General features: G+C 42.1%; 12 protein-coding genes. All 12 read right to left on the bottom strand.

What is annotated here, in order from left to right; all coding sequences use genetic code 11:
- Positions 1–4,151, bottom strand: a 4,151-nt coding sequence (locus tag H7U01_RS10030) for an accessory Sec-dependent serine-rich glycoprotein adhesin (protein WP_260318085.1), incomplete at its 3' end; no start/stop codon positions are given.
- A gap of 481 nt (positions 4,152–4,632) precedes the next feature.
- Positions 4,633–5,634 (bottom strand): sugar transferase, encoded by a 1,002-nt coding sequence (locus H7U01_RS09015; protein WP_037598851.1) that lies wholly within the window; start codon positions 5,632–5,634, stop codon positions 4,633–4,635.
- A 35-nt stretch (positions 5,635–5,669) separates the two neighbouring features.
- Positions 5,670–5,894 carry an accessory Sec system protein Asp5 gene (gene asp5 / locus H7U01_RS09010; protein ID WP_002883546.1) on the bottom strand — a complete coding sequence of 75 codons (225 nt, stop codon included), beginning with the start codon at positions 5,892–5,894 and terminating at the stop codon, positions 5,670–5,672.
- Between the two features lie 4 nt (positions 5,895–5,898).
- A complete protein-coding gene (asp4, locus tag H7U01_RS09005; protein WP_002883547.1) occupies positions 5,899–6,078 on the bottom strand; it encodes an accessory Sec system protein Asp4 in 180 nt (59 codons plus the stop codon).
- A complete protein-coding gene (gene gtfB, locus H7U01_RS09000) occupies positions 6,071–7,423 on the bottom strand; it encodes an accessory Sec system glycosylation chaperone GtfB (protein WP_201041470.1) in 1,353 nt (450 codons plus the stop codon). Before gtfB ends, asp4 begins: the two co-directional genes overlap by 8 nt.
- Positions 7,420–8,928, bottom strand: coding sequence for an accessory Sec system glycosyltransferase GtfA (gene gtfA, locus H7U01_RS08995; RefSeq protein ID WP_201041469.1), 1,509 nt, complete (start codon positions 8,926–8,928; stop codon positions 7,420–7,422). The genes gtfB and gtfA overlap by 4 nt, the downstream gene beginning before the upstream one ends.
- Positions 8,929–8,940: 12 nt before the next feature.
- A complete protein-coding gene (gene secA2, locus H7U01_RS08990) occupies positions 8,941–11,316 on the bottom strand; it encodes an accessory Sec system translocase SecA2 (protein WP_155198546.1) in 2,376 nt (791 codons plus the stop codon).
- Complete coding sequence (asp3, locus tag H7U01_RS08985; protein ID WP_201041468.1) at positions 11,309–11,755, bottom strand: accessory Sec system protein Asp3; 447 nt, start codon at positions 11,753–11,755, stop codon at positions 11,309–11,311. Before asp3 ends, secA2 begins: the two co-directional genes overlap by 8 nt.
- Before the next feature lie 2 nt (positions 11,756–11,757).
- Positions 11,758–13,296, bottom strand: coding sequence for an accessory Sec system protein Asp2 (gene asp2, locus H7U01_RS08980; protein WP_201041467.1), 1,539 nt, complete (start codon positions 13,294–13,296; stop codon positions 11,758–11,760).
- A complete protein-coding gene (asp1, locus tag H7U01_RS08975; RefSeq protein WP_070656008.1) occupies positions 13,283–14,854 on the bottom strand; it encodes an accessory Sec system protein Asp1 in 1,572 nt (523 codons plus the stop codon). Before asp1 ends, asp2 begins: the two co-directional genes overlap by 14 nt.
- A 100-nt stretch (positions 14,855–14,954) precedes the next feature.
- A complete protein-coding gene (gene secY2, locus H7U01_RS08970; RefSeq protein ID WP_073689876.1) occupies positions 14,955–16,181 on the bottom strand; it encodes an accessory Sec system protein translocase subunit SecY2 in 1,227 nt (408 codons plus the stop codon).
- Positions 16,182–16,275: 94 nt separating this feature from the next.
- Positions 16,276–18,369, bottom strand: a complete 2,094-nt coding sequence (locus tag H7U01_RS08965; RefSeq protein ID WP_201041466.1) for a glycosyltransferase — start codon at positions 18,367–18,369, stop codon at positions 16,276–16,278.
- Positions 18,370–18,441: the final 72 nt, after the last annotated feature.

Here is an 18,441-nt window from a genome sequence, read left to right as displayed (position 1 = left end):
TCTTTACCTACTGGTTGTGCGAATTCATCTGTTACTGATGCTTTGATTGTCTTACCTTCAGTGTCTACATAGTGAACATATACATTACCCTTAGGTTGTGCTGGTTGTTCTTTGAGTTTGTAGATGTAAGTAACGTCTTTACGTCCTTCGATAACCTTACCTGTTGTAGCGTCTGATGACTCAAGGTGACCTTGTTCGTCAACTTTACCTACAGTGTAGTTACCTGCTGGTACCAATTCATATGTCTTACCATTGTATTGGATTTCTTTTGGACGGTTGTCAATTACTGTATCGTAATCTTTATCAACTGGTTGATCTTTTTCGTCAGTGACATCATCTTTAATTGTGTTACCATCAGTGTCTTTATAGTGAACGTAAACGTCACCCTTCACTTCTTTATAAACGTAAGTAATTGTTGATTTAGGTTTATCAACTTTACCTTTAATTGGATCAGATGATTCAAGGTGTCCGTCACCGTCAACTTTACCTACTGGGTAGTCACCTTTTGGTACGATCTTGTATGTCTTACCATCTGGAGTCTTGATTGTGTTAGGTTTTTCACCTTCCTCAGTTGTGTTATATGGAGTGTCATATGGTGAGTTTGGTGTATCTTGACGTGGTTTTTGGATTTCTTTACCATCATTCTCACGGATGTAAGTGATGATTACTTCACCAACTTTAGGAGTTTCACTTTCTGACATTGATTCAGAAATTGAAGCTGAAGTTGATTCAGAGCTTGAAAGTGATTCTGAAACTGAAGTTGAAGTTGATGTAGATTCTGAAAGGCTAGCAGATGCTGAGTATGATTCAGAAGCTGATACTGATTCAGATACAGAAGTTGATTCTGAAGAGCTTGCTGATTCTGATGCAGATACTGAAGCTGATGCACTTGCTGATTCTGATGCAGATGCTGACTCAGAGGCACTTGCTGATTCTGACGCAGATACTGAAGCTGATGTGCTTGCTGATTCTGATGCAGATGCTGACTCAGAGGCACTTGCTGATTCTGATGCAGATGCTGACTCAGAGGCACTTGCTGATTCTGATGCAGATGCTGACTCAGAAGAAGATGTTGATTCAGATTCTGAGTTATTTGTAACAATTGAAGTTGACTCAGAGAGTGAAAGTGAAACTGAGATAGATTCTGAAGTTGAAACTGACTCAGAGGCACTTGCTGATTCTGACGCAGACGCTGACTCAGAGGCACTTGCTGATTCTGATGCAGATGCTGACTCAGAGGCACTTGTTGATTCTGATGCAGATGCTGACTCAGAGGCACTTGCTGACTCAGATGCAGATGCTGACTCAGAGGCACTTGCTGATTCTGATGCAGATGCTGACTCAGATGCAGATGCTGACTCAGAGGCGCTTGCTGATTCTGATGCAGATGCTGACTTAGACGCACTTGCTGATTCTGATTGTGATACAGATTGTGACTTAGACACTACTTCTGATTCTGATTGTGATACAGATTGTGACTTAGACACTACTTCTGATTCTGATTGTGATACAGATTGTGACTTAGAAACTACTTCTGATTCTGATTGTGATACAGATTGTGACTTAGACACTACTTCTGATTCTGATTGTGATACAGATTGTGACTTAGACACTACTTCTGATTCTGATTGTGATACAGATCGTGAGTTAGATACTACTTCTGATTCTGATTGTGATTGTGATTTAGATACAGCCTGTGATTGTGAAACAGATTGTGAGTTAGACACAACTTCTGATTCTGATGCAGAGTTTGAGAATGATTGTGATTGAGAAGCAGACTCTGAATCATTCATCTTCACGAAGTAATAGTTCACATCAGTTGAAGGTTTAATCGCAGTTGGAATTGAGTAGTTGTTAGAGAATGATGAGTAACCCTTCAAATCAGAGTATACTTTACCATTTGGTGCTGTTGGATCATTCGCAACAGATCCTTCTGCTTGGATTTCTGGAACTTTACCAGCGATTACGTTGTAACTGTTGTTACCAGCACCAGCAGGTGTCAATGAAGTACTTGGGGCACCTTTAAATGGACGTGGATAAGTGTGTAGAGTTCCATCCATTTGTTTATAAGTATCTGTCTCAGTAGTAGACGACCAACCAGTGATAATGAGGGATTTGCTTCCAGCAGTTTCGTTGACTTCAATATAGTAGTCACCATTTTTGCTGTTTACTTTTGTAACTTTTGTCTCATCAGCTTTCCACTCTTCACCGGCCTTGTTCACTTTACTTGTGTAGATGAGTGTGTACTTAGATACATCTTCAGTACCAATATCAGATGTAGCAAAATTGTTAACTTGAGATGGATCAAGAGCATAGAATTTTGTTACAGTTGAACCATCTGTATCCACGATTTCAGAGATACGTTTCACGTAGTAGTGGTTTGCTCCACCTTGAAGTTCGACAAGTTTTTGTCCAACAACACCCTTACCGAGAATACCTGACGTTTTTTGAGTTGTATCTGTTGTAGCAGCTACAGGTTTGTAACCGGCAACATCACGGTTTCCTGAAGCTGTGAATTGTTGACCTGCAAGACCTGTTTGAGTGTAGCTTGCAAGAACTGTTTCATTTCCAGTTGGTTTGTATGTTTGTCCTTCTGTGTACTTGCTGCTGTCAACGACTTTATAGTAAGTTGTTTGATCAGCTTTAGCATAAGGAACAGACGTTTGAACGTTTTGTTTGTCTTCACCTTGGTTACCTGGGTAGTTTGTATCACGGATTTGAAGTGTTTCATACTCAAGGTTAGCATTTACCAATGAGAAGGTTACGTTACCTGGATTTGTACCGTTAGCAGCTGCGTATGTCAAAGTATTAGTTACATCAGAGTTGTTGTTTGTGATGTAGCTTGGAAGAGAAATATTGCTTTCTCCAGCTTTGAGTGTACGAGTGTAAACTTCTGATCCATCAGATTTCTTCACAATACGCAAGTAAACATCTGGGTTAGCTGAAAGGCTACCAGTGATTGCTGAGCGGTCTACTGATAGAGTAGCGTAGTAATCAAAGTTTGTTTTAGCACCTGTAGCGTGATCTGTTTTAAGGAATTGCCATACACCGAAAGTAAAGCGATCAGCGTTTGGATCCAAAGCATATCCAGCTTCATTGAAGGCTGCATCTTCAATTGTTGCACCATTCGCATTTGAAATTACTGGGTTAGTATCTACACTACCAGTAGTGCTTGTTGAGATTGGTGCCAACTGAGCTGTCACTGCAGCAACGCCGTTAACTACTGAGTTACCTGTGAAGCCGTTGTCAGTGATCTTAGTCATCATGTTGTCAACAGCGTTACCAAGACGCTCACGTTGTTCTGCGTAAGCAGCGTTTGTAGCTGTTGCAGCAAGCAATGTAGTTGATTTAGCAACTTCTTCTTGAACTGTTGCGATAGCAGTTTGGATTTCAGCTTTAGCAGCTGTATCAGTCAACTTAGCTTGGTAATCTTTAGCGATACCTACAAGCAATTCTGCTTCTGAAACGTTTTGATCCAAGATAGTTTTTTCATCTTCTTGAGTAGCTGTTTCTGATGCAGTTGCAGCTGTTGAAGTTGCTGATTCTGAAGCTGAAGATGATTCTGAGTTTGAACCACTGTTGCTTTCAGTGTGTGATTGGCTTTCAGATGTTGAGTTCACTTTGCTAAGTGATACAGATTCTGAGATAGCTTGTGACAATTCTGCTGATACAGATTGTGATACTGAAACTGAAGCATCTGTGCTTGCTTGAGCGTCAACTGAAGAGCTTGTAGACTCTTGGCTTGTTGATGCTACCGCTGGAGCTTCTGAAGCTAATGTTTCAGATACTGGAGCAGCGCTCAATACAGCTGCATCAGAGTTTGCCAATACGTCATGGTTTGTAGTTGCTTGGCTTTCCATAGCTGGTGCAGTTGTTTCTTCGGCTTGAGCAGTGTAAGTTGCTACTGCACCACCTGCCACAGCACCTGCTGCTGCGATCCCTTTAAGAAGAGCTGTACCTGAAAGAAGAGAAGATTTTTCTTCTACATTTTGAACTGTTACTGACGGAGCGTCTGCGCCACCTTTAACAACTTTGAAAAGTCCAAAGTTAGATGTTGCAGCACGAAGCCAGTTTTTACCCGATTTGATAAGTTTGAAGCGAGTCACGCGATCTGTTTCGCGGAATTCTCCCTCGTTACGTCTAAAAAACATATTTACCTCCTAAAAAATATGAGTTATTTCCTAATCTGGAAATTACATTTTATAATATAACACAAGTTGACTAAAAATTGTTCTTTTTTGTCTCATTTTCTCTAAAAAATGTAAGGTTTTCGCAATTCTGAATTTTCTGATTACTGTAAACAATTACCCTTGTTTTTATGTGCAAACGGTTGAAATCCCCTATTTTATGCTATTTGTTTCTATTATTCTCATTTTTAAGCTGACTATCGTTCGGTTTAAAATTATCCAACAATTCCATTTTTGATAAATTGTCAAACAATTACAACCAATTATTTAAGGCAAATACTTAACATCTATAAGGCTATTTTTTAACATTAATCCTAATTAGAGACAGGTCTTCCTTAAATCCTTAAGTCTAAAGTGAAAATGATTTGAATAATTTATAAAAAGTCAAGATATATGCTCAGATTTGTCACAAAAAAAGGATTACCTTTCGATAATCCTTTTTCTATTAGCTTAATGCCATGATAGCATCGATAAAAAGCTTCTTGATGAAATAACCATTGCTAATGAGGTAGGCAGTGTATTGTGCGTTAGCAACCATCTGGGCATACTGCTCTTCTGTACATTCTTGTACACAACGGTCTGCTTCTTCCAGACTCGAAACGACAAAGCCTAGGCCATGTTCTCTGACATAGTCAGCATTTGAAAGATAGTCAGGCACCACAACTGGCAAGCCTGCAGCTAAATAGGTAGAGAGTTTATAGGAAATATTCAACTTATAGTAATCAAGCTCATCTTCAGATTTTTCTGAATTCCCCCAGACAAGACCAAAACCTCCTTTAGAAAGGTCAAACAAGAGCTCCTGTTTATTACGCCAGCCTTCAAGTTGAATTCTGGAATAATCCTTGTCTTCTTCTTTTTCTGCATAGACATGAAGAGGTGTCTCCTGCTGCCAGTTGAGAATGTGGGGGAAACGAGTTGGATTACCAGCAAAGATGAGCTTCTTTTGGAAGCTTGGTTTGTGCAAGTCAAGGTTATGAGGCAAATCCCAAAGTTCCTGGATAATAATCTTTTTGACCGTTAACCCTTCCTCAATGAGTCGATCACGCATTTGTTCTGATGGAACAACGACGACATCACAAAGATTGTACATCTCAATGTAGTTAGGCATGAGGAAATAATTACTAGGAAACATTATAGGTGGAACATCATGGATGAACATCACAAGTTTGGTTTGCACTGCCCTAAATTTATGAATGAGGCTAGTGTCCCAAGCGACACTATTCCACGACGGCGACTGGAAGAAGACAATATCGCCATAGCTCACTCCTGCCACAATACCATCAAGGCGGGAATTTAATTCACCACTTGACTCCTGGCTATTATCGTAGAAATAGATTGCTAATTCATTGGCACCAAGCTCCTTGGCAATCTTCATGGTATCATTTTGGGCAATCAAGGCCACACTACGTGGGGACTGCCCAAATAAATTCGTAAAATGTACGCGCATGACATACTTCTTTCTATTATATGGTAGGAAGTCCTCTACTTATAAGAAACAATCATAAAAATAAGTAAGAGGATAAAGAGGGCTATGCTGATAGCCAAGGTCAACATTTTTCGAATCGGTTGGCTAGCCCAATAACTTGGTTTACCGATATTACTAGTGGCATCCGTTGAGAAAATCTGCGTTTGACGCGGTTGGATGGTCACTAGGACGATAAGGGCAACCGAAAGAATCACTGCTAGAACCATAAATACTAACATCATAAGACTACCTCAACAAACCAATAAGGGTGAAGATCAAACCGATGATAATAACAAGTCCGAGCATGATTGAAAAGCTCTTGTTAATCTTCTCTCCTCTGGTTTCTTTTTCTTTTGTGATAGGCTTTTGCTTGAGTTCTTCCATACGGCCTTCAACGTCACCGTAGAATAAATCTTTTTTAGACATGATTTCCTCCTAAAAGTGATTGTAAGCGGTCGGCCAACTCAGAAGCAGTCAGAGTATTGGCTTGAGCTTCTTGAGCTTGCATGGCCTCTTGCATAGCTTGATTGTCGCTTAGGACCTTCTTAATCTTGGCAACCATAGCTGGATAGTTCTGACTGGCATAGATATGCTCCGGTGCTGTATAATCACGTCCATGAGCTGTTTCTGAAAAGGCCAGAATCAATAATTGGTGTTCAAAGGCAGTTCGTGTCGCCTTATACAATTCATTATGATGGTTAATGTCCAAATAGAGGTCAGACTCTTGATAGAGCTTGTCCAACTGCTTGTGACTAGCGTTTGGATGGAGCACAACGTTTGAATAACGCATCATCGAGAGCAATCTTGGGGACATCTCAGTGACTGCCGCAATCTGGAAGGTCACATCAGGGAGTGACTCAACCAAGGCTTCTAAACGCTCAATTTGGTCTGAATTGGTTGCAATAAAGGCATTACGAGGTTTGCCATGATTTTCCTTGAAGTCATAGGCATAGCCAAGTGACAAGACCTTATGTTTTTTATCCTCAGGCACTAACGTTAAGGCTTTTTCATAAGTCACCTTATCAGGAATGATGATGGCATTGGCTCTGGCTGAATTATCCTCTAAGATACCATTCATATTGCCTGGAAGGACATCACCCAGTGGCTCTTGCCAGACAAGAACATCAGTGGCACCCTTATTTTCCATAGTCCATGAGACGACGAAAGGTGTTGCCAAGCTATTAAAGATAATGTGATCGATATCACCAAAGACCTGAGCTAGGAAGGCTCTAACAAATTCGGTACGGTTGGCGAAACGACGAAGGGCTTGTCCTGGTAGAGTCAAGAGAATATCACTGGTGAGATGATTTTCCAAGATACGTTCGTCGCCTTCTTTGGTTTGGTAGCTGGTAAAGACTGCCTGACCGTTCTCATCATGAGTGGTTTTGGCAAAGCAGAATCCGTATTTGTTATAGTGGTCCACTTGGCGAATTTTTCCTGACTTGTCTAACCATTCGACACTTTTAACGATACGAGCCTTGCTACCTTCTGGGTAGGTGATGCGGGCACGTTCTTCGGTAAGATTAGACACACGCGCCATCTGATTGTTCCCTGAAATTTCCCAAAAGGCTGGCACAGGAACTTGGTTGAAAAAGCGTGGTTTGCCAGTTTCCTCTTCTGCTTCCACATAATAGGTGAAAGGAGAGAGAGCTCCTTGAGGGAGAAAACCATCTGGATTGATGACAACTATTGTGGCATCATAGCCTGCTACCTGAAGTGAGTAAGCTAGATCCTTACTGGCTTGATTGTAGTAATCACATAAGAATATCATGAGCGTACCTCCTCAAGTAACTGTTTCCAAGCTGCCTTGACTTGACTGGTCAAGAAGGCTTTGGCAAGGTCATAAGATTTTTGACGCATGGCTTCGATATAGCCTTTTTCATAGAGACGGACAATGGCATCCTTATAGGACTTGGTGATGACATCCACAACATGATTTTCAGCGACAGGGAGAAGATAACCGTTGACCCCGTCTTCGATAAAGGTTTGATTTCCGTAAGGCACATCAAATCCAATCATCGGAAGACCTGAACCAACCGCCTCCATGAGAGTAAGGCCAAAACCTTCACTGGTTGAAGCTGTTAGGTAGACCTCGTACTGGCTATAAATGTCAGTCAAGTCAGCGTGCCCCATGAGTCGGATATAGTCGCCAGCTTGTGCTTCGACAATAATCTCACGCAACTTGGCATCCATACTACCACTACCGTAGATATCAAAAGTGATATCTGGCAGAGTCTTATGAACCTCGATAACCGCACGAACCAACCAGTCAATGTGTTTTTCCTGAGCCAATCGTGAGGCCGTAATCATTGAGAATGGCTTACGTGGCTTGTCCTGTCCAACCAATTCAGGTAGACTTCCCACTGGAATAGTGTAAATCTTTGGATCATGGTTGGTGTAGCGACGGAACTGTTCCTGCAGAATTTCCTTCTGACGATCAGTTGCCACGATAAAGAAATCAACCTTGTCCGCATTGGTAAACTGGTACTCGTAATAGTTATTCCAGAGAATATAGTTGCCATCAGTTTGATTGACACTAAAATGCTCAGCGTGAACCACTACACCTAGGCGAGCAGCTTGCGCTTCTTCAAAGACCAACTGGCCAATACCTGTTTCACGGTCCAAGATGACCACATCATCCTTGGTTAGGGCTAGACGTTTGAAGAAATAGCGAAGGAATTCTTGCTTACCATAAAGAACCTGATCAGGAAAACGATAGATATCCTGATTATTGTCTCCGACAATCATGTCATAGGCTGTAGACCCATCTTCGTTATAAAAACGACGTTGGTAAACCTTGGCTTGATTGTCCTTAGGCGCAAAATACTCACTGCAGTAACGGGTGTAAGAGTAAAAATCCTTGCGTAAGAGCTTGTCATTGACAAAGTAGCTGACTGTCTCCACTGCATCTTCGTCTATCGCACGAAGGTTACATGCTACTACCATATCATCCTGTGGATAATGGTAACGAATGAGGCGACCAGCAACTTCCTTGCGCTCAGGATTGGCAGGTAAGACGGCCTCGATTTCTGCTAGGCTAATGGTCGATGGTGCAATCTTAACATCTGTAAAATAGCTATGGAGCCAGATGATTTCGTCGTCTGCAAAACCAATCTTGCTAGTCATATGCTCGATATTATCTCCAAGGATGAGATCCATAAAGACAAATTTTGCCTCTTGTCCCATTTCCCTGAAAATCTTAGCACGATAGGCCTGAGCATATTCGACACCACTGCTGGCCCAACCTATGCCTAAATTAATGTTATATACTGTCATAATTTCCTTATTTTATGGGAAATGGCTGATGATATCTCCTTTTTTAGTGACTTGCACCTGACTAAGGAGAAGATTACGAACCATATCCTTTCTGATTTGACGTTTCATGGCTTCGAAGCCCTTGTATGCCTCTTGGTAATATTCGACAATAGGGTTCTTTTGACTGAGTTGCTGGCTACCGATAGCCATTTGGAGTTGTTGCAGATAGTCTACCTGCTCTACCCAGTTGTCATCCACAGCCTTAAGCATGGATAGGCGTTGGAAATACTCGTTAAGTTCCTTGGTTTTCAACTCCTGCTTCTTAGCATCTAGTTCACGATAGGCAAACTGGTAGATGAGTTCCAAGACTTGCTCACGATTGTTGAGGTCTAAATCCTTAGGAATTTCATTGATGCGGAAGCTGATATTACGCAAGATGAAATGGTAAAGATTTTCCGCTTTTGAGAAATCTTCCTCAGCCATAGCTTGGTCGATGAAATCGTCAAGAACCTCGTCAATAACAGTGTCCAAACCTTGATTGTGGTAGATGAGACGGTCACGTTGAGCATAAATCATCTCACGTTGGATGTTCATACTCTCTGCAAACTCAAGCGTCTGACGACGTGAGGTACGACCAGAACTCTCACTAGCTTCTTGGGCTTTTTCAACCAATTTACGATACTTGCGACCGGTCAGTTCCTTAGGCTCAATGTGATCATTAATGGCGTATTCTTTGTAGGTACGGTGAACCCATGATGGACCATATTTCTTAATCACATCATCTTCAAGTGAGACGAAGAATTTAGACATACCAGGGTCTCCCTGACGTCCAGAACGGCCACGAATTTGCAAGTCAATACGTTGACTTTCCATACGTTCCGTACCGATTACGACCAATCCACCCAGTTCAGCTACGCCCTTGCCGAGCTTGATATCTGTTCCACGTCCAGCCATTGAAGTCGCAACTGTCACGGCACCCATTTGTCCTGACTCAGCAATCATCTCAGCCTCTCGAGGTGCATTGTTGGCATTTAGGAGGTTATGAGCAATCCCCTCACGCAAAAGTAAAGAAGAATAAAGCTCTGACATTTCCACCGAACCAACGAAAATCAAGATAGGATTGCCTTTTTCATGATAATGCTTAACATACTCTAAAGAAGCAAAGACCTTCTCTGGCAGAGTCGCATAAATCTTATCTGGATAGTCGATACGTTGTTTCTTACGGTTGGTTGGAATTTGAATGACCTTCATACCATAGGTATCGAGAAATTCTTTTTCCGCAACCTTACCAGTACCAGTCATCCCTGATATTTTCTTGAATTTTTTAAAGAGACTTTGGTAGGTGATAGAAGCCATGGCTCTGGTTTCTTGCGACAAGGCCACTAATTCCTTGGCTTCGATGGCTTGGTGGAGTCCACCTTGGAGCTTGGTCAATTCCAAGAGACGACCTGTCGATTTATCAAGAAGGACCACTTCTGGACCCTTCTTACCATCACGAATGATGTAATCCTTGTCTTTTTTATAGAGCAAGTGGGCACGAAGTGAAAAGAGCAAATGACGGGCAAAGGTACTATTTTCCTCATCGTAGAGGTTGCCGATACCGAGGTAGTTTTCAGCAGCCTTGGCACCCTTAGTGGTCAACCAGACTTCCCCTTTTTCCTCTTTGAAGATGTAGTCTTCACCCTCGACCAAGGTGGTCATAAGCGTATCCATCATTCCATAATAGTTAGACTGAACACGGGGCGCACCAGAGATAATCAAGGGTGTCTGCGCACTATCAAGAAGGACAGAGTCTACCTCATCGACGATAGCGTAGTTAAAAGGACGCATGTATTTCCCGTCCTGGTTAGAAGCAAGGTTATCAATCAAATAGTCAAAACCTAGACTGGCATTGGTCGTGTAAACGATATCTGATTGATAGATGGCACGCTTTTCAGCTGGTTCCATCTCATTACTGCCTTCCACACAAGGCACACCAATCGTCAAACCTAGGAACTCATAGACCTGACCCATTTCTTCGGCGTCACGGATAGCCAAGTATTCATTGGTCGTAACGAGGATAGCCCCTTCACCTGACAAGGCATTAAGGTAGACTGGCATGGTTGCCGTCAAAGTCTTACCCTCACCGGTATTCATCTCAGCGATATGGCCCTGGTGCATGACAATGCCCCCCATGACCTGAACATCATAAGGAAACATACCTAGCACGCGCTTATCTGCTTCACGAACAACTGCAAAGGCTTCTGGCAGGAGGTCGTCCAAGCTTTCTCCTTGGGCTAAACGCTCCTTAAATTCCTGCGTTTTATTTTTCAACTCAAGGTTGCTCAGACCGGCCATTTCATCGGCTAGGCCGTTGATTTCCTTGAGTATCTCCTTAACAGGGAGAATAGGATTCAGTTGTTTAAACATGTTCTTCTCCTGTTTCTTCCAGTTTTAAGCTGTAGAAATCCAGCTCTTTGACCCCAGCACTCAAGAGGGAAATACGATAGGTATAAGCCTCATGAGGGTAAATAAAGGTCATGTGGGTACTTTTTTCAATCAGCTGCTTAATTTCATTGTCATAACGGTCCAAAAAGCTGACTTTCAAAAATACTGAGCCAGTTGGGACGGCTTCAAGATTGGCCGTCAAGTCGTAGCTATGCCCCTTTTTCAAAAGTGGGAGGGCAGGCTGGGTACGAGCAGCTTGATAGTTTTGGATGGCCACCCAAGACTGGATTTCCGTTCCTGATGGCACCAAAGGATTGTAAAATTGCACAGAACCATCTTGGCGTTTAACAATTTTTGAGCCATACATATAGGCTTTGTGGTTTAAGCCCCACAAGATTTCTGATTTCTTGTTTCTGAACATTCTTACTCCTTCCTTCCAAAATCATTTTCTAAAATCATACGGTAAAAATTGACAAACCAAGTTGTCGCCGTATATGAATCATCGTTGTGTCGACCTGATGTTCCCTTACTGAGAATCTTAGCCCCTGAATAATAGAGGGACTTGGTAATATCCTCATAGGCCGTTGGATCCATATCCTCGTCTTTCATGTAAGAAAGACCAAAGGTCGTGTTTGAAAAATCTGCTTTTTCAAACTTATTCCAGAACTTCTGATTAAGGGCCTCAACACCCTCATTATCCAAGCGTCCTGTCTGCAAATGCAAGACATCAATTCCTGTTGGAAAGACCTCTGGTGCCAAAAGTCTAGCACGATTACCGATAGTTCCAACATTGGCTAGGGGTTTAGACATGATGATGGCATGAGGTTCAAAGTCCGCACCATAGTACATAGATGGGAAGGTTCCCATGGACATTCCAGAGAGAATGAGTTGACTATTGTCAAAACCTAGATAGTCCAAGTAATGTTGGATGGTGTCCTTGATACTATTTTCAAGCTCTTCAGTTCCCATGTAGAAGGCTCCCCCTTGGAGACGAGGGTCTGAAAAGAGCAAGAATGGTGTTCCCATCCCTTTCATCATTCCGAAACCTTCGAAACCTTCGGCAGGACGGAAACCTGAGAAGTAAACAGACAAAGGTGGCTTGAAATCCCCAGGATAAAAGAAATAGTTGATTTCCTGACGCTTGCTGTCGTGGAGAATACCACCACCAAGTACAAATTTACCGAATTGGAAACGGGTCAAACGTTGGTGGAGACCACCAATTGTAATCTGACCTTTGCCCTTCATTTCAAGACTAGCAGCCAAGAGGAAGGTTGTGTCCTCATCAAGGACAATGGCCCCCTTGCGCATTTCTTCTTCTGAAACGATATAGGTCTTAAAAATACCTGCGACCGAACCTTCTGGCAAAAGATTGAGAATCAAACGACACTCGCAAGTCTCCTCTTTTTCAAATTCCAACCAAAGCTCGATAGGATTTTCCTTGCTGGCTCTGACATTATAGGTCCAGTCCAAGACAGGACTAAAATCTTGACCATAATCACCTTTTAAAATGACATTTTCATGACCGTGGTAGGTCACCTCACCAGTAAAATTGGGGTTAACCTGGGTAGTGAAAGGAGACATCTTATCCCCGTATTGCCCTGAAAAGAGCGCTTTAGAAAGGGTAAAGAGCAACTGACCATGATTTGAAAAATCCGTTGGGACAGCGCAAATTTCCTTCAGAAACTGAAGGAGGCTCTCATCTGGCACTTCAATCGTTTGATCAAAGAAAATAGTGTGAGGAATCAAATGCTCTTTAATAGCCATCAATTCCTCAAGACCGGCAAGACTGTCCACTATAACAGCTGTGAAAGTCTTTATTTCGTCTTCTTCGATGGTTTCTTGTAAGGTCTCAAGCTGACCAAGATTGCAATAATACCATTTCATATTTTCAGGAATTTCCTGATTTTCTGACCAGTTGGATGATCCAACTTGTAGTATCTTCAGACGATTATCCTTGGTCATTCTGCTCCTCCTTCAACCAATTTTCCCATTTTTGCACCAAACGGTCTCCTGTATTTTCCTTAATTTTCTCAATAGAGTAGATAAGGGAACGGTTCCAGTTGTTCAACTGTCCCAAATAGTAGTAAGCCCCTTTTTCAAAATCGGACAAGTGCTTCAAGATATAACCATTCTCTTGATGAGTCACATACTCAGACGCCACACGGTTAATCTGTGGAATACCAGCACTAATTCCGGCAATCTGTGTATAACGATTAGGCTCCTTACTCAAGTCGACAATCAGGCGTGTAAATTGAAGTGACTTGATTAGAGCAGTCTCGTCACGCAGGTCTTGGAAAGAAAATCGGCTTATGATTTCCTTATTTTCCTCCAATTTATTTTCTGCACCACTACTTTCCACAACTTCTTCAAAGACTTCTGGACTCAAACGTTCTTCAATCATTTTCTCCACTTGATGTTGCAGGCTACCAAGTTGCTCTGGATTGGCATTAAATGCTCCAAACTCAACCTGTGTCTTTGGATACTTAGCCACGAAAGCCAGGACCTGATAAATAGCCTCTAAATCCAACTGATCGAAGTCAACCTGATAAAAGATTTTAGACTCTTTGACACGTTGACTGGTTCCCAAAGCCAAACGGGTATCGAAGGAAGCCATGTGTTTGAGCTTCTTAGCCTCTTTTGGATAGGCAACCTGAAGTTGCTCCAAGTAATCGTAACGATCCGCAATCATCAAGTCCACCTGTGGAAGAAAGGCCGCATAAGCATCAACCTTATCTTCCTGATTACGTTCTGCGAACCAGGTCAAAATCTTTATATTTTCTGCTGGCAAGTGTTCAAAGAGGTGTTTATTGTGACGCAAGTCTGACGCAATAACAAAACGATCTTCTGCCTTGACCTCTTCAGCTAAGAATTTATTCAAAAATTCCCAGATAACTTCTGAAAGGTCACCGTAATAACTCTTTTCAAAACGGCCATCTGTACGAGGGTTGGCTACAATTCCACGTCCATCAAAGAAATGACAAAGCTGCCAGACTCCCTTGGCATTGAGGTAGTTTCGGTAGATGGGTTGTCCCTCTTCATAATAAAGGCTACTCGAAATAAAGCCCCGGTCATCGTAGACATCTTCACGAATGATCTGCTCATCCTTAAAGTAGCGAATCATTCCAATAAATCCCTCTGATCCAAATTCAACCTCGGCATAACGCTGGTGTTGGCATTGAACCACAATTGCAAATGGTGTGTGGACAAATGTAGACCCTTCTGGCCATTCCAAATCTGTCACCTGAAGGTTTCGCATCTCTTCATCAGTAATACCTTGAATCAAATCAAAAATAGCTGTATAGCCAACTTCCAAGACATCATGACGATGCAAGAAATAACGCAAATGTGGTTGGTAGGCCAAAAGCAAAAGCTGAGGGGCTAAGTCCTCATCCTGAAAGATACGAACTTGGTGTAAGCTGTCATCAAATTCAATTTTTTGGCGGATACGGTACCAAGGATCAATGACCGTCTTCCAAAATTCATCCGTCTGTCCATACCAAGCTGGAATAAAATAATACATGAGTTCTCCTTCATTGTCTTTTCATCACAATACTTGAGATTGAGGGGCAGACCGATCACTCATCACCAGCCTGCCTCTCAACCCCACGAGGGGTGAGAGTTTATACATTTTCAAAAAGTGGGGTGTAGGAAGTGTTAAGCTTCAAGGCTTTCATTTCCTCGTTAACATTGTAAATCATACCGCTAAAAATCAAGAATGTCCCAGGAATCATACTCAGTTGTAGGTAATCTGGATTGACCAAGATAATCAGCATTGGAGCACCTGCCATAAAGAGCATATAAAGGGCACCGATAAAACCAAGTCTAAGAACCAAATGGTTGATATAGGCACTAGTTTCTTGGCCTGGATAAACACCGTAGATATACTCACCTGACTTGCGCATTCGCTCAGAGATTTGCTCACCAGAGACATTAACAAAGGCAAAAGCTAACCCTAAAACGAAGAGCATAATCAGATAAACAACCAACCAAAGAGGTTGACCGACTGTCAAAGCCTTGATGGCACCACTGGTCCACTTGCTTTCAGGATGGATAAATTGAATCAGCATAAAAACATACTGCGGAATACTAACCAGCGACATGGCATACATGAAAGGCATCCCTCCGGCTGGATTCAACATAATATCCAAGTAAGAATACTGTTTAAAGCGGTTATGAATATTGATTTTATTGATTGAGATACGGTATCTAGCCCTCTGCACAACCCCTGAAATATAGAGGAAGACCAAACTGAATAGAATCAGAGGAAGCAAGACATCCCAACCGATACCTAACTTTTCAATACTATCCATGATTTGATAGGGCAGATTGGCCATCATACTTGCCATCAAGATAACAATGGAGCCTCCAATCCCAAAGAGAGAGTTGAGGTCTGATAGCCAAACCAAGAAGAAGGTCCCAGCAATTAATAAAATGGTATTCATGAAAATAGCGAGACTAGCATTAACCCCTGAAACGATAGGTAAATTCAAGGATACTGCCAAAGATTGAACAATGGCAATCCCTAGGGCCAAATACATGCGTCTACGGTCCTGAATCTCAATGGGAAGATTTTTCAAGCCCATTTTCTTAGAGAAAGAAAACATCTGCCAGAGAATCATGGCCGACATCCAGGGCGACAAGCCCACTGAAAATAGAGACATGGACCTGAGGTTTCCACCCATCATGGCACTAGAGAAAGCCAAAGAACCCATGGCTCCCCCAAAGATATTTGCATTTTTCAAATCCACAAACGGTAGAACCAATTGATTTCCCAAACAATAAATAAAGAGGAAAAAGAGTGTCCATAAGACACGTTTGGTGATTATCGATTGACTAATTTTTTTCACTATTACTCCTATTTCCTGCCCATAGACAGGCTGATGTTATTTCGATTGAAACGAGACAGAGACGCCATTTCAGCCTACTTATCCAAGCAAAGGATTACAGGCTCTTCTTACGCATTTGGCGAATGGTCTCAGCCATCTCTTTCCAACGATCTCTTGAGTAGGTTTGTTGGTTATGCTTGGTTGACTTAAGGTCCTCGAACCCTAAAATCGGTTTGTTTTCAAACCTAAAGGCATCAAGAATTTCCACTACTTTTCTTCCTGGATTGATATCTAGAAGCAAGTCACTGGTACGCAACAATTCCAAATCTAGCCCATTTAAGCCCGCAATGGCTGAGTAAACCGTCACATTTGGATAGGTAAGCAATTGGGCCAATTTATCTGTCACATGCTGTCGAGAGGCAATTTTAAACTGTACCTTAGGAAGAGCCGAGATAAGATCCGTCAAATGAGGGATTTCTGAAATGTTGGTGTAAACCAAACAAGTAAATGGACGGCCCTTAGGATAAATCATGTTCTCTGAAAGTGGCAATAAAGTAGCATTTTCAGCAACCCCTGACCAATCCATTTGAGCATAGAACCACCAGACCTCGCGATAAGCTTGGCAAGCCAATGGTAACCAAGGCTTACGGTGTGAGGCATAATGCACAACTTTAGGATAGTCTTGACCATTTGGCAGATGGAAACCAGCTAAACTAGACTTGGTAACCGCATAGTTGTTGTCAAAAGACAAGGGCAACCAGTTGTTGCGAAAAACCATATTAAGAATTGACTGCTCCGCAAATGGGACCTTGTCATGCCATTCACTAGTCATGTCGATTAGGTGGCGTCTCATGTTGTACTGCTTCCAATAAGTCGTATCAATCACCATGAAGCCAGCATCAAACATCGCTTGGCGATCCTGAATCTGAATAGCATAATCACGCACGGCAGCCAAAGGTCGACCTTGCAAATCAAGGGTAAAGAGGTCCTCTAGAGAACCTGTAACCACCATGTCACTATCCAAATAAAGGGCCTGTTCCTCAGATACAAAGTCCGCCACAAAATAGCGAAGATAGCTTGCATAGTTGCTATTAGTCTTGTATTGCTTGATATGACTACTATCCACACGACAGTTAATCACTTCACTACCAAAGGCAGCCAAATGACGGTTTAGTCCTCTAAACCACTCTTGAGAGAAATCATCGTTAATCAAGTAAAAACGAATGTTACGATGATGAAAAACGATGGATTTGATGGTCGTAAGCACTTGGTCAACATAAGTATAGTTAGCCGCAAGAACGATAGCACGCTTTTTAGTCTCATAACGTTGAGGAGCTAAACTCAAGACCTGGAATTTCTCCTGAATGGAGCGGTAGGCATCAGAATCCGTGAGACCTTGCTCCTCCACATTTTTCAAGCAAGCCTCTAGCATCTGACGGTAGGTGACCATGTATTTCTCCAGAGGGAAACCATGACTAGCAACAATAGCCAAGCGTTCTTCCATGGCATAAACCAAGGTCATCATCCAGTCTTGCATCCAAGTCGCTGATGGCATCTCTGGACTCTCACGATATACATAAAGTCCCTTGTTGAGATAAACCGTACGCTCACTCATGAGGTAGGCTTTAAGGTTGAAAAAGCCATCCTCCCCTGCATGCTCTTTTGGAAAAAGCAAGTCATTAAACAAAGAACGTTTGTAGAGTTTGCCTGTCGCAGAAATCAGAGCGATGTTAATATTATTGGTTTCTTCAAAGAGACCATCAATAATCTGAGCCGGTGAATAAACCTGCTCATAATAATCTTCATCTTTGATATAAAAATAAAAGAGATCTTCCGATTCCTTATAGACACTGTAATTGGCCACTGCGATATCCGCCTTGTGAGCCTGAAGAGTCTTATAAAGTTCCTCCAGGTAAGTAGACTCTACCCAATCCTCAGCATCAACGTAGGTGACGTAAGCTCCCTTAGCCTGACGAATACCAATATGGCGAGCATCTGAAAGCCCTCCATTATCCTTTTTAAAATAGAGGATACGAGAATCCCTAGCAGCATAACTACGGCAAATGGCGTCGCTATTATCTATTGAGCCATAATTGATGAGAATAATTTCAAGATTTTGATAGGTCTGCCCCAGGACGCTGTCTAGACAGGTCTGGAGTTGATTTTCTACATTGTAAACGGGAATAATTACGGAAATTTTTTCTGTCATTTTTTATTTCTTATTTTTTCTAGCTAATACATTTTTTTATTTTCCTGTCTCAAACTTTCATAAGATAGCAAG

It is taken from the genome of Streptococcus sp. 21.1 (assembly GCF_016648635.1).
Lineage (GTDB): Bacteria > Bacillota > Bacilli > Lactobacillales > Streptococcaceae > Streptococcus.
The sequence above is the reverse complement of the archived record's forward strand: the minus strand, read 5'-3'. Positions and strand labels throughout refer to the sequence as shown.

Coding starts and splice junctions, on each gene's coding strand:
- asp4 (WP_002883547.1), bottom strand. CDS start 6,078: ATGTCTAAAAAAGATTTATTCTACGGTGACGTTGAAGGCCGTATGGAA.
- asp3 (WP_201041468.1), bottom strand. CDS start 11,755: ATGTTCAGAAACAAGAAATCAGAAATCTTGTGGGGCTTAAACCACAAA.
- secA2 (WP_155198546.1), bottom strand. CDS start 11,316: ATGTTTAAACAACTGAATCCTATTCTCCCTGTTAAGGAGATACTCAAG.
- asp1 (WP_070656008.1), bottom strand. CDS start 14,854: ATGTATTATTTTATTCCAGCTTGGTATGGACAGACGGATGAATTTTGG.
- asp2 (WP_201041467.1), bottom strand. CDS start 13,296: ATGACCAAGGATAATCGTCTGAAGATACTACAAGTTGGATCATCCAAC.
- gtfB (WP_201041470.1), bottom strand. CDS start 7,423: ATGATATTCTTATGTGATTACTACAATCAAGCCAGTAAGGATCTAGCT.
- gtfA (WP_201041469.1), bottom strand. CDS start 8,928: ATGACAGTATATAACATTAATTTAGGCATAGGTTGGGCCAGCAGTGGT.
- H7U01_RS08965 (WP_201041466.1), bottom strand. CDS start 18,369: ATGACAGAAAAAATTTCCGTAATTATTCCCGTTTACAATGTAGAAAAT.
- asp5 (WP_002883546.1), bottom strand. CDS start 5,894: ATGATGTTAGTATTTATGGTTCTAGCAGTGATTCTTTCGGTTGCCCTT.
- H7U01_RS09015 (WP_037598851.1), bottom strand. CDS start 5,634: ATGCGCGTACATTTTACGAATTTATTTGGGCAGTCCCCACGTAGTGTG.